This window comes from Mycetocola miduiensis, from assembly GCF_900115155.1.
Classification (GTDB): domain Bacteria; phylum Actinomycetota; class Actinomycetes; order Actinomycetales; family Microbacteriaceae; genus Mycetocola_A; species Mycetocola_A miduiensis.
In genome coordinates this window covers 258558-271927 of sequence record NZ_FOVM01000003.1, presented here as the reverse complement: position 1 = coordinate 271927, position 13370 = coordinate 258558, and the positions used below count along the sequence as shown (strand labels likewise).

General features: G+C 64.7%; 8 protein-coding genes and 1 pseudogene. 1 reads left to right on the top strand and 8 read right to left on the bottom strand.

Going from position 1 to position 13370, the window contains the following annotated elements; all coding sequences use genetic code 11:
* Positions 1–72: 72 nt before the first annotated feature.
* Complete coding sequence (locus BM197_RS07115; protein ID WP_090710076.1) at positions 73–693, bottom strand: DUF1349 domain-containing protein; 621 nt, start codon at positions 691–693, stop codon at positions 73–75.
* Positions 694–1483: 790 nt separating this feature from the next.
* Between BM197_RS07115 and BM197_RS07110 the strand changes: the two genes are divergently transcribed.
* Entirely contained in the window at positions 1484–2527 is a 1044-nt protein-coding gene (locus tag BM197_RS07110) for a glycosyltransferase family 2 protein (protein ID WP_143095022.1), read from the top strand.
* 99 nt (positions 2528–2626) lie between these two features.
* Here the strand turns inward: BM197_RS07110 and BM197_RS07105 are convergent, their stop codons facing one another.
* From BM197_RS07105 to BM197_RS07075, 7 genes and pseudogenes are all read right to left on the bottom strand, one after another.
* On the bottom strand, positions 2627–3412 hold the full coding sequence (locus BM197_RS07105; RefSeq protein WP_245762435.1) for a cytochrome c oxidase assembly protein: 786 nt from the start codon (positions 3410–3412) through the stop codon (positions 2627–2629).
* Positions 3405–3872, bottom strand: a complete 468-nt coding sequence (locus BM197_RS07100) for a DUF2243 domain-containing protein (RefSeq protein ID WP_090710074.1) — start codon at positions 3870–3872, stop codon at positions 3405–3407. The genes BM197_RS07105 and BM197_RS07100 overlap by 8 nt, the downstream gene beginning before the upstream one ends.
* A gap of 12 nt (positions 3873–3884) precedes the next feature.
* A complete protein-coding gene (locus BM197_RS07095; RefSeq protein ID WP_090710073.1) occupies positions 3885–4349 on the bottom strand; it encodes a DUF4383 domain-containing protein in 465 nt (154 codons plus the stop codon).
* A gap of 335 nt (positions 4350–4684) precedes the next feature.
* Positions 4685–5635: an integrase catalytic domain-containing protein gene (locus tag BM197_RS07090; protein WP_143095021.1), complete on the bottom strand. Its 951-nt coding sequence runs from the start codon at positions 5633–5635 to the stop codon at positions 4685–4687.
* 36 nt (positions 5636–5671) lie between these two features.
* A pseudogene (locus BM197_RS07085) lies at positions 5672–5868 on the bottom strand (aldo/keto reductase); the annotation flags it as partial.
* A 62-nt stretch (positions 5869–5930) separates the two neighbouring features.
* Complete coding sequence (locus tag BM197_RS07080) at positions 5931–10901, bottom strand: isopeptide-forming domain-containing fimbrial protein (RefSeq protein WP_245762434.1); 4971 nt, start codon at positions 10899–10901, stop codon at positions 5931–5933.
* Between the two features lie 261 nt (positions 10902–11162).
* Entirely contained in the window at positions 11163–13283 is a 2121-nt protein-coding gene (locus tag BM197_RS07075; RefSeq protein WP_090710069.1) for a fibronectin type III domain-containing protein, read from the bottom strand.
* Between the last annotated feature and the right edge of the window lie 87 nt (positions 13284–13370).

Sequence of the window (13370 nt, the reverse complement as noted above, 5' to 3'; positions counted from 1 at the left end):
GCGACCTCGGTCGAGATGAAGTGGCGAACCGGCTTTGATTGCTTGGGGCGGGAGCAGTTCTGGGACCGGCGGTCAGGTGCCGTCGCGCAGATCGTGGGGGACGGTCAAGGCGAAAGCTATTCGATCGAACACTGCGGTACACGCTGCACCCATCGGTGCTTGTGCAAGGAACCCTACGAGAGGTGGTTCTGGGAAGGTCATACGGAATTGGCGAACGAAATGCCATGTGGCTCCATCACGCGACTCGTGGAATGCCCAACCCGAACCAATGCGCGTCAGGCGAAGGTACACCGCATCCGCCTCCACCACCGATGAATTGGCGTCGTCGGAGAAACCGTCGGCGGTCACGACGCTGACCACCATCGCTTGAGCTTGGGGTGAGAACTCAAAACAGAGCTTCGCCCAATGGTCGCGATCAGCCCAAATCGCGAGTGCTCCCGCATCGAATGTCGAGCGCTGACCTACCACGCTGACGCGGGCCGAGAACGTGAATTCATCGGGGGCTTCGAAAGCCAGGGCCGTGGCGTTATGTTGATGCTCCGCACCGAACGCATCATTTGTCCAGTCAACGCCCGAAGCAGACACGAGCGTGAGCCTCGACGTGTCGGGATCGAAGTGGGCATCTCCGTCCTCGCCGGTCCACCGAAGGGGAGGTAGTGCGGGAACGTCGGTGGCGGCAGATTCGTGAGACATGAAGCCACGGTAGCAACTGACTGTTCCCCGATTCGGCGTAACCCATCGCTTCTTCGTCCGATGTGCCTGTCTCCGCAAGCGACAGACAATCGAGCTGCTCGCAGACGCTTGCTGGAAGGGTGCGGCCCTTCGGCCTGACTCACACGCATTCTGGATTCTGGTAACACTCAGCGCGCTGGATTTCCGAGTAGTCTCGCGGTCGTCGCGGAGACGATCAGGGCGATGAGCAGATCCACCCGCCCCTCCGCTGACTCAGCAGGTTTTGGTGCCCTGGGCTTCGCCGTTTGGAAGCTGGGCGGCAGCGAACCGTGTTTGTCGGGCCAGCGGGGGAGGGGAGCTACCGAGGTTGATGCGGCTCCCCAACTTGCACTCGACTGGTTCGTTCGGACGCCCATCATTTACCCATCAAAAACAACCGTGACCGACCGGATTTGTCCGCGTACAATCGGAAGCAGTGAACCGCCCGGTTCCCTGTAAACACATGGGAATCCGCGAGTTTTCGAAGACATTCGGCAAGGACCAAAATAGGGCCTGAACCTCCAAGGGGTCGCGTGTTCGAATCACCAGCGCGAAGAGTCCCGGTGGGTCGTCAGATCCGCCGGGACTTCTCGGTCTCCCGGTTCGGGTGCCAACCCGCTGATTAAACTCAGTTGCCGCCCGCAAGCCGCTCAGCCGTCCTTACGCGTGTTGACAGCGAGGGAATATCCGATCAACTACTGGCGTTCCCGAGCGGGCCGGGTCTTCTGGCAAGGGGTTGACCGTATGCCCGCACTTCGATGACTGTGTCGGCATGAGCACACGCGTCGACGTGGGGCCCGCGGTAGCGACGTCCTTTGAGGACGAGCACAACGACGACTGGCTGGAGGCCGAGTACGTCCTCCCGCTGAAGTGGGCGAACCACCGCGCGGGTGAGATGATCCAGCTCACCGACTACTTGCTCACCATTTCTGAATATCTCGACGTCACGATCGTGGACGGGTCACCCGGGCCGGTTTTTGCAGCGCACCACGCGCTTTGGAGGAATCTTGTTCGCCATATTCGGCCCGACGGTCCGACCATGCGGAACGGAAAAGTCGCCGGCGTGCTCACCGGCATCCGCCTCGCGCGTCACCCCAAGGTGATCCTCGCCGATGACGATGTTCGTTATGACCGCCGCGGCCTCGAGCGGATGGTGGCCGAGCTGCACAGTGCCGATCTCGTTCGTCCGCAGAACTATTTCACGGTGCTTCCCTGGCACGCGCGCTGGGACACCGCTCGCAGCTTGCTCAACCGGGCGGTGGCGTCCGACTATCCGGGCACGCTCGGCGTGAACCGGGACCTCCTGCTCTCCCTCGGCGGGTATGACGGTGACGTCCTGTTCGAGAACCTCGAGCTCATTCGTACAATTCGTGCCGGCGGCGGGCGTGTGCGGTGCGTCGACGATCTCTACGTCGGACGCATACCGCCGGCCTTTGGTCACTTCGCCCGCCAGCGAGTTCGGCAGGCATATGACGATTTCGCGCAGCCGGCCCGGCTCGTTCTCGAACTGGCCCTTCTGCCGTTACTGGTGTGGAGCATGCGTCGACCGGGTCGCCTTGCCGGATTTGCCGCAATGCGCCTCACGCTGGCCGAAGTGGGCAGACAGCGTTCCGGTGGGGCACAGGTGTTTCCGGTAACGAGTGCTCTGTGGGCGCCTGCGTGGCTGCTGGAGCGCGCGATCTGCGTCTGGCTGGCTGTGGGTGCATGGATGCTCGGAGGCGCGAAATACGGTGGCTCCCGCCTGAAGAGGGCAGCAAACTCGACCACTGTGCTTCGCGTGAAATTTGGAAGAGGGAACTCGACGTTGCGTTTGTGATGACGGGCCAGTCGTTGGCGGCCAAATTTCCGCTTCGCAGCGGATTCATCAAGAATCACCCGTTCGCGTGGCGAGGCGAGGCCGAGGCCGAGCAAGTCGTCAGATCGGTGACGGCCGTCGCACGAGCCGGGCATGGTTCCGCGCGTGCCCGGCCTGCCGGTACCATTCGGCGCAGAGCAGGACGACGAGGGCGACCGAGACCACATCGCCGCCGTAGTACATGACCATGCTCCCCACTTCGGCCGCGGCATCGGGAACACCTGCGGGCGGATTCCCAAAGACGTGCTTTGACAGGATGCTGTGACCGGCCATGACAGCGCAGAGCACGATCGCTCGGGTCAAGAAGCGAGCGCGGTGAGGGTTCGGGTCCACGCCGGCGATAGCGGCCGAGAAGAGGTAGCCCGACGCGAAAACGTGCACGTGGACCACGGCGAACAGGAACCCGTTTTCGTGGATACGCGGGTATAGACCGCCCGCGTAGAGCAGCCAGAGCCCGCCGATGTAGAGGATGGCGGCTGTGACCGGATGCGTCACAAAGCGAACCGGTCGGCTCCTCAGCATCCGGGCCAACCGCCTCGCGGGAATCGGGCTCAAGGAACGAAGCGCGAGAGTGACCGGCGCTGACAGCATCAGAAGCAGCGGAGCGAGCATACCGAGGCCGACGTGGGCGATGGCGTGACTGGCGAAATCGTCGTGGTTCGCGATCGCGACTTGCACACTCAACGCCGCGACGAGACATCCGGTGATCCAGAAGATGATGCGATGTCTCGGCCACCGCGGGCGGGTGCTCGGGCGCAGCGCGGCGGCAAGATAGAAGGCAATGGTGGTGAGAAGGAAGAGGCTGACGAAATCGGCGAGCGAGATGCCGCCGCTGTGGTTATGCACGGCCGGCCTCTGCCCGCGCCGGGCTCCGGCGGGCCCGGAGGACAAGGGCGGTCCCCGCCGCTGTCAGAAGGACGGCGACGATGTTCCAGGCGAGGTCGTAGGGGAGCAGGTCCACGTCGTAGCGGATCTGGTGCAGGCCGAGGAGCTTGTGCTGCACCGTGCCGTCGTATAGCTGGAACAAGCCGGCGCCGAGCAGGATGCCGCCCCACCAGCGCGTCCAGTCCAGCCGTCCCTGGCGACGCAGGTCGGCGAACAGGAACAGCGCCGCCACGGTGGCGAACCACCCGAACGCATGGAAGATCCCGTCGGAAACCAGCCCGGCAGCAGGCGTTGAGCGGTCGAAAAAGTGATGCCAGTGCAGAATCTGGTGGAACACCGTCTCGTCGACGAACGCCGCGATCCCGACCCCGAGCAGAACACCCGACAGGAGGTTCCGCCGGGAGCCGGTCGAATGGTTCATTCAGCGGCTCGCTCAGCGGCGGGTGGTGGCCTCGCGACGACCGAGAAGCAGCCCGAGGGCGACCATCGCGATCGCGAGCACGAGGTGCAGCCAGTTGTCCGCGTTGTTGAGCGGGACGATGTTCGCCGCGGTATCCATGCCCGCAACGAAGAGGCCGTAGATCCAGAGGACGAAGTAGATCACGCCGCCCCAGATCAGGAAGTTTCTGGCACCGGAGAACTTGCGTGACAGTACGATACCGGCGACGCCGAACAAGAGGTGGACGATGTTGTGCAGGATCGACACCTGGAAGACGCCGAGCAGGAGGGCTCCTGAGTCATTGCCCGCAAAGAGCAGCGCATCGTAGTTCGTCGTCACTCCGGGAATGAAACCGAGAATGCCGACGAGGACGAAGACAATTCCAAAGACGAGTGCCGCCAGCTGCACGGGTGCTCGCCGGGTACGGGTCGATGGTGTGTTTGCCGGTCGAGAGGTCATGGTGTGCTCCTTTGTCGAGGTAGAAAACCACATGATGGGAGTTCCGTTCACCTGGGACCCCCAGCAGAGTCACAATATTCCTGGTCAGCAATTCCTCGTTAGTGCTTGACATTGCAGTCCCGTGTGCTTCGACGGTCTGAACCCAGGCGTCGAGCTGCGTGCCAAATCACGGTTCGACAGATGGATATCGTTAGCCGCCGGGTGTGAGCTCGGGCCGGGTGCGGATGAAGCGTGCCGGGTGGCGAAGCGATCCGCCGGTGAGGGCGGTGTCTGCTGTTACCTAGGGCCCTGTTGCCTCATGTCAATACCTCCGGGAACGTTGATACGTTGCCTCATTACGAGATCTCCGCTTTGTGGCTATGCATTCGACGGTTGTAGGTCGGGTTCACCGTGGGTTTTCTTGGCGCGGGGGTTTTCGTCAGCGACAGCGTCTCGAGCTGGCCGGTGAGAGCGCCGATCCGACGTGACAACGCAAGCGGTTTGATCTTCTTGAACTGGGCGTTCATGCCGATCACCGCTCGTTTTCCCACGGTCGGGTCGGCGAGAGCGCGCTGGTGCGGTGTCATCGCCCGGTCATACCGCTTGGTGACCTTCGCTCCGTTGCGTTGCTTGAACAGCAGCTTCTGCTGAGGCAGCAAGTAGTTCGTGAGCACCCGGTCCAAGTCCCAGATCTGGTTCAGCAACTCCAACTCTCCGCCGGTGTCATAGCGGAGATATCCGACGAGTTCCCGCACTCGCGCCCAGTTCTTCTGTTCGACATGCGCACCATCGTTCTTGTTCCCCGACCGCGACCTTGTGAAGGTGATCCGCTGCTCGCTGCAGTAGTTGAACAGGTGCTCGTTGATGAACTCGCTGCCGTTATCCGAATCGATGCCGCGGATCGGGAACGGGAACACAGACGTGACCTGCATCAGCGCCTCGAATACCCACTTCGCCGCCCGGTTGCGCACCGACCGGTTCACTGTCCACCCGGTCGCGATATCGGTCACGGTCAGGGTGAAGCAAAACTCCCCGGACGAGATCCCACCGTCATGACCGACGAGGTCGATCTCCACAAACCCGGGGACCGCGTCATCCCAATGCGCCCAGGTCCGGATCGGGATCTGTGACTTCAGCCAGGTTCCCGGCTTGGTATGCGACCGGCCCCGGGGCATCATCGTCGCCCGCTCGCCGGCAAGTTTCCGGTCGATCGTCGCGGCGCTCATCCGCGCTAACAACGACGCCTGCTCGTCGGTGAGATCGATGCCGCCCTCGGCGCGCAGCATCGGCACCAAGACGGGGAGCATCGGCGCGAGGATTTTGCCGTCCCGCTGAAGGTGCAGCTACGGGACCAGATGGCCTGCTGCCCGGCACAGCTCGTACCATTGGGGCTTGGTGAGCGGCAGGTCGCAGCCGAGTGCGGCGCCGGCTAACCGTTCGGTGCCGTGGTGCCGAGTACGACCTGGATCTGCGCCGGGTGTCGCGCGATCCAGGCTGTGGCGATTGCGATCGGTGGCACGTCGTACTGGGTGGCGACCTGGCGGCTTACCTGGGCATCCCGATCTCCACGGTCTACGACTGGCGAGTGCACGGCAAAGGCTCTTATGCTGTGCCGTTACGGCGACGCAGCAATATCAGCACTCCGCCGCTGAGCAGGAGCGCCACGCCAAGGGTCAGAACCCAAGGGAAGATCTGCGCACCGGTCATCGCAAGCGCTGTCAGCACGGGGTGGTCGGTTACGCTCGGCGGAGTCGTGATCGTTTCACCACCGGGAGGCGTCGCTGACGCGACGGCCACGTTCTTCAACGTCTTCCCCGCGGCATCGTCGTTGACGGTCACCGAGTAGGTGATCGTGACGCTCTCGCCCTGGGCGAGGCTTCCGACCCAGGTCAGCTCCATGCCGTTCAGGACCGGTCGGGTGACGTTGCTGTCTCCGACTGTGCTCACCACATCGTTGTTGAACTTGACGTAACGCAGTATGTCGCTGAGGTCGTCGGTGATGACGACCTCGTCGAGGCCGGTCTCGCCGGTATTCACGCCGGTGAGTGTGTACGTCACTCTACTTCCCGTGGCGACCGAGGTGCGGGAGGCGGGGTTCGAGGTCTTTTCAAACGTGAAGCCGGGCTCGCCGACGGGGTGCTCGGTGGTCACCGAAGGTGGTGTGAGCTCCTCGTTGCCGGGGGGCATCGCGACGCCTGTCGCCACGTTCGTGATGGCTTCGCCGCCGGCGTCGCCGTTTACAGTGACCGAGTAGGTAATCGTGACACGCTCGCCGATTGCCAGGGCGCCTGACCAGAGAATCTCATCGCCCGCTACCGTAGGTACCGACACCGGTATGCCCCTCGTTGTCGCGGACGCATCGCCGTTGTACTCAGCGTGCGTGAGCACTTCCGAGAGATCATCGGTGATCGTCGCTGGGTCGAGCGCCGTCTCTCCAGTGTTGATGCCCGTCACCGTGTAGGTGATGACACTGCCTGGGTCGACGTGGCTGCCCGATACCGGATTGGCCGTTTTGGTGAGTTCGAATCCGGACTCGTGGACCGGATGTTCGATGGTCGCCGGAGGCGTCTCGATGGGTGGTACGCCGCCCGGAGGGCTCGCGCTGCCGCTCGCGATATTCTCGAGTACATTCCCGCCGGCGTCACCGTTCACAGCCACCGAGTAGGTGATCGTAACGGTCTGGCCGACCTCGAGCGCACCCGTCCACGTGAGCTCGTCGCCTTCAATTTCGGGTGCTGAGGCGGACCCGCCTGCAATGGTCACGACGGCGTCGCCGTTGTACTCAGCGTGAACGAGCACACCCGACAGATCGTCGGTGATCTCAACAGAATCAAGCGCGGTCTCACCCGTATTCACACCGGTCACGGTGTAGGTGATGATGCTGCCGGGATCGACGGCGGTACCGGTCTGAGGATTTGCGCTCTTCGACACCGAGAACCCAGGCACGTTCACCGGGTTCGTGGTGGTGGCGGGCGGAGGCGTGATCCCCAGACCGCCGGGCTGGGTCGCGGCACCTGTCGCCGAGTTCTCGAGCGTCTCGCCCACAGCGTCAAGCCTCACCGTCACCGAGTATGTGATCGTGACTGCCTGGCCCACCTCAAGCGAACCAGCCCAAGCGAGCTCGTTGCCGACGACGACCGGAGCCGAAGCTACGCCTCCGTTGATCGTCGCGGCGGCGTCGCCGTTGTAGGAGGCGTACTCAAGCACACCCGACAGGTCATCGACGACGTCGACCGGAGTCAGCGCCGTCTCGCCGGTGTTGGTGCCCGTCACGGTGTAAGTGAGCACCTGACCGGGATCCACCGCGGTTCCCGAGCCCGGGTTGACGGACTTGGAGAACGTGAAACCGGGCTCGTTGACCGGGTGCTCGGTTGTCACCGCGGGCGGGAACACCGGCAGACCGGGTTTCGTCGGGCTGTTCGGGTCGCTCGGGTCCTCAGGCATCAGCGGAGTCGCCTGGCCGGTCACCGAGTCGGTAATGATTTCGCCACCGGCATCGGCGTTGATGGTCACCGAGTAGGTGATCACAACGTCCTGGCCCGGGGTGAGCGCACCGGCCCAACGGAGGGTCTTCCCCGTCACCTCGACAGCCCCCCGCGAAGCGGCGACATCATCGTTGTATTCGGCGTTCGCGAGCACACCGGCGAGGTTGTCCGTGATTGCGGCGGGACTGAGCACGGTATCACCCGTATTCGTGCCGGTCACGGTGTATGCGATTACGCTGCCGGGATCCACCCGGGCGCCCGTCGCCGGGTCCGCCGACTTGATGATCTCGAAGCCGGGGTTGGCCACCGGGTGCTCGGTCGTCACCTTCGGCGGCGTCAGAGGCTGACCCGGGTTGGTCGGACTGTCAGGGTCGGTCGGATCCTCCGGGATCAGCGGTGTCGCTTCACCGCCGACGGTGTTCGACAACAGCACACCGGTCGCGTCATCGTTGACGGTCACCGTGTAGGTGATCACGACGGCGGCGCCAGGGGCGAGCATGCCGCTCCAGCTCAAGGTAGTGCCCTGGACCTCGGCGGTGCCGACGGTGGCCGTCACATCGCCGTTGTACTGACCTGCGGTGAGCACGGCCGACAGGTCGTCGGTGATTGACGCAGGATCAAGCACCGTGTTGCCGGTGTTCGTGCCGATGACGGTGTACTCCATCGTGTCGCCAGCCTTAACCGCGGTTCCCGACGCGGGATCAGCCGACTTCGCGACCTCAAAACCAGTGTCCACCACCGGGTGCGCCGTCTCGGCCGGCGGCGGCGTAACCGGAACGCCCGGGTTCGTCGGGCTGTCCGGGTCTGTCGGGTCCTGCGGAACCTGCGGCGTGGCTTTCCCGGTCGCCACGTTCCTCAAAAGCGCAGTCTCCACGCCCGCGTCAACCGTGACGCTGTAGGTGATGGTTACCGACTGCCCCCGAGGGATCGAGCCGGTCCAGGTGAGCGTCTCGTTGACGATCTCCGCCGCGCCGCGACTGACCACGACATCATCGTTGTACTCCGCGTCCTCAAGAACCGCCGAGAGGTCATCAACGATCTCAGCAGGATCGAGGTCGGTGTCGCCGGTGTTCGTACCAGTGATCGTGTATTCGATGCTGTCACCCGCCCGAACCGCCGTGCCCGACGCCGGCGTGGCCGACTTACTCAAAGTGAAGCCGGATCCGATCACGGGGTGTTCGGTCGTGACGGCAGGAGGTGAGATGGGTTCGCCCGGGATTTGGGGACCGGTGGGGTCCGTCGGATTCGGGGTGGTCGGGGTCGCGGAGCCGGAGGCGGTGTTGTTCAGGACTTCGCCGGAGGTGTCTTCGTCGACGGTCACCGAGTACGTGATTATCACGGTTTGCCCGGCTTGCAATGAGCCAGCCCACGCGAGGTTGTTTTCCGAGAGGGCGGCTGAGCCTGCGGTCAGTTCAGTCCCGTCAATCTCAGTTGTGATGTCGTCGTTGTATTCCGCGTGGTCGAGCACGTCGGCCAGGTTGTCTGTGATCGTCACCGGGTTGAGCGCGGCGTCGCCTGCGTTCGTGCCGGCCACGGTGTATTCGATGACCTGCCCGGGTTCCACGACGGTCCCCGATGCTGGGTTGGCCGTCTTTGTGAGGGAGAATCCGGCGACTCGGTGTTCGGTCGTCACTGCCGGAGGAACGATGGGATCAAACGGCGCGGGTGGAGTGCCCGAGGATGTCACGCTGTTGGCGATGCGCTCACCCTCGACGCCATCGTTCACGATGACCGAGTAGGTGATCGAGACGACCTGGCCCGGCTCGAGAACACCGTTCCATGTGAGGTCATTACCGGTGATGGTGGCGGCGCCCGCGGTGACCTCGGATCCGTCGATCTCGGTGGTGACATCATCCGAGTACTCCGAGTACGCGACGACGCCTGCGAGGTTGTCCGCGATCTCGACGGGGTCGAGCACTGTGTTGCCGGTGTTTTCTGCCTCGACCGTGTATGTGATCGTTTGCCCGGCGCTTACCGGAGAGCCGTCGGCTGGGTCGGAGGTTTTGCGCAGCTCCATGCTGGGAGCAAGTCGGTCGTTTGAGAAGGTACAAACCACCTCGGTGCCTCGGGCGCCTGCGGGCTGTATCACCACGTTCGATGAACTCACCGCAACGGGTGTCGTTGTACCGTCAGAATTCGACTGATCACATCGCAATGACGTGTCGTAACGGCTCAGAACTGTCGTGCCGGATGCCGATTCGGTGAGATCGAAGGAATCACCCTGGTTGGTGAAGACCGGGCCCGCATAGTCAGGCTGAAGACCAGGCTGATTGCCTGTAGTGGTGGCGTTGGTCTGCGCAACCTGGTATCCGTCCGGTGACTGGATGCGGAGCCCGAATTGGTCGGTTGCAGCATGGCGTCCACCCGGCACATCCTTTTTCAACGTCAGAGTGTTCGGAAACGTGCAGCTGGACATGTCGGTCGGTGAGAAACTGCCGATGCTTGTCTCGTTGATTGTTTGGCCGCGTGCGAGGTCGACCTCGATGATGCGGCTGCCGCCGTTTGTCGCAGAAACGAAGATATGACCCAGGTTGCCGAAGGCGATGCCGTTGCCTTGGACGGTAGAACCCATATCGTGCACCTGCTTCGCGCCGATCGTCGCGGAGCTCGAGGCCAGGGACTGTGGGATGTCTGCCGAGTAGATGTATCGATCCGCAACGAGGACAAGCTGGCCGGAAGCGCTGAACGCCATGTCGCCGTTTGCACCGAAGGCACTGCTGCCGGTCGCAGGGCGGAGAGTGCCGACCTGAACAGCGCTCTGCGGCGTGGTGCTCTCATTCCACGCGTAGAGGTTGATGCCGCTGTTGGCGGTATTGCTCCCGAAGTAGTAGACCCCGGTGGTTGGGTGCACCGCACCGCGCAGTACCGCGGAGTCGAGATCGAACGACGTCCGAGTGGTCTCATTGGTGACACGGTCGTGCCTCGCGAGCGTCTTGTTGCCTGCCGAGTTCGTCACTGTATAGGCGTAGCGGCCATTTGCCGAAATGCCGAGGCCGTTGTCCGAGTGGTTGGAGCCGAGGCCAGTGGAGCTGAGGGTGCCGCCGTTTCCGGGAGCGCCGCCCTGCACGTTCACCGTAAATTCGCGCACCTCTGTTGAGCTTTGAACGTATATCGAGCCCGGCGTACAAGAGAACGGGTCTGCCGCTGCCGCAGGGGCAGCAACACCAAAGATGACGAGTGAAGACGCAAGGATGGCGACAGTTGCGAAGCCGCCGACAACTCGCTTCAGGCCCCCCTGCCAGCGGTTCCCCTTCACGCCATGCTGATGCTCGGACGGCAAGTGGCGCTCGCGCGCAACACGAAATCTCAAACTGCTCCCCTGAAATTAGCGAACCGCGGCCGGATCAGCTCAGCGCCGCAGGGTGCGCTGGCGACGCACGGTGGTCAGCACGCCGCCGACTGCGAGCAGTGCCAACGCGAGCACCAGGGCGTCCTGGGTGCCGGCGGAGCCTGTGTAGGCCAGGCGGGATCCGGTTCCGGTCGGGTCGGTGCCGGCCGTCGCGGTTCCGTCCTGGTTGGTCCCGTCGGTCGGGTCCGTTCCGTCGATTGGGGCAGCGACCATGAGGGCGACCGCGAACGGGTTTGATGACAGAGACTGGGATGCGAGGTCGTCGCCCGAGATGGTGGCCACAAGTCGGTGTTCACCGATCTCCGCGTTGGCGGGCAGCGACGTGCTGATGTGCACCTCGCCGTCGGCGCCCACGGTGCTCGTCGCGAGCACGAGGGGTGACGAGTGCAGTTCGAGCACGACGGTCGCGCCGACGGGCAAGCCGGTCGCGTAGAACACGACCGGAGCGCCGGTGCGGACCATGCGGTCGCTGCCGGAGAAGTCTCCCGTGAACGCACCCGTGAACGTGAAGGGCTGCACCGTGTTGGCGACGCCCGGGTCGGTCGTCCACGAGCCCGGACCAGCCGCGGAGACCCCGCGGATGCGGAACTGGTACGCGGTGCCGTCGACGAGCCCCGTCACGGTCGCGGGGGAGGACGCGCTGCTCAGAGCGGGCGTCCAATCCCCGCCGACGGTCCGGTGCTCGACTTCGTAACCGAGGACGTCGGAGCCGCCGTCGTCTGCAGGGTTCGACCAGCTCAGCACCGCCGAACCAGGACCGCTAACGGCCGACAGGGCGGTGGGCGCGGACGCGGGACCGACCGGCACCGCTTGCGCGAGTGCGGAGTCGCTGCGGCCATCGATCGAGTCCGCCGAGACGCGGAAGCGGTACTCGGTGCCGTTAACGAGCCCGGTGACATCGGCGGAGGTGTCCGGAGCGTCATGGACGACGATCCAGCCGGAGCCGTCGAAGACCTCGACGCGGTAGCCGGCGACTGGAGCGCCCCGCTCGACGGCGGCCTGCCACGCGAGGTGGACGCCGCCGTCGGTGCCCGTCGCGACGAGGCCGGTCGGTGCGAGCGGCACGTCGGTGGTCGTAGCGGCGACCGGTGCGGTCGGTGTCGTCGTGCCCGCGGCCGACGAAGCCGTCACGCTGAAGGAGTACGCCGCGCCAGCGTCGAGACCCTCGACCGTGCAGGCGCTGCCCGTCGTCGTGCACGATGCGCCGCCGGGCGACGCGGTGACCGTGAAGGTCGCGGCGTCGTCCCCGGGGTCGCCGGTCGTCCAGGAGACGAGGGCGGAGTCGCGTGCCGGCGCGACGGTGATCGCGGACGGCACGGCGGGGGCGATGCGCGGACGCACCGTGATGCTTCCCGTCGTCGTGGCGGCGCCGTCGGCGTTCGAGGCCCGCACCGTGAAGTCGTAGGTGCCGGTGGCGGTGGGCGTCCCGGCGATGCCGTCAGCGGTCAGGGTGAGGCCGGGCGGCAGCGCGCCGGCCACGACCGCGAGTGCAGGGTTCGGCGTGCCAGAGAGGGCGTAGGTCGACGAGTACGCGGACCCGACCGGCACGGTGACCGTACCCGGTCCGCCACTGATCCGGGCGCTCCAGTCCAGGTATGTCCGGAAGATCCAGTCCATGTCTTCGGAGCCGACATTCGGGTTACCGCTCGGGTAGCGGTCGCCGGTCGTCAGCATCTGGCCGGGACCGTTGCGCACCAAGGCGTACTTCTGGCCCGCCACGAGCTGTGCTGGTTCCGCGAAGTCAGACGTGATCCAGGCGGGACCGCCCGAGCCGGTCACCGGCGTGGTCGCGAGCGGCGGCTGCGACTGGTCGGCGCCGCCCCAGCCGTTTGCGGGGTAGATCGAGAGGGTCTGCGCGTCCCAGCCGTACCAGTACTCGTAGATCTCGACCCGCGAGAGCGCTCCAGAGGACCCAGCAACGAAGGTCTGAGAGATGTCGCCGTACGCTGCGGCCATCGGACCAGCGGCGCCGGTGTCGTCGTTTGCCTGGTCGAGGTGGAGCGTGCCCGCGGCAACGGCCGTGGCCGGGACCGCGAGGAGCCCTCCCAGCGCTACAACACCTGCAATCGCGACGGCGGCGAGGCGGAGGGAGCGGGCAGGAGAACGGCGGAGAGCGCGCATGGGGTCCTTTCGGGCGGACAGCGCGGTGCGCGTCCTGACGAGGGTACTGACCGCTCGTCAGTACCCGCTCGCCCCCGTTCGGGACGT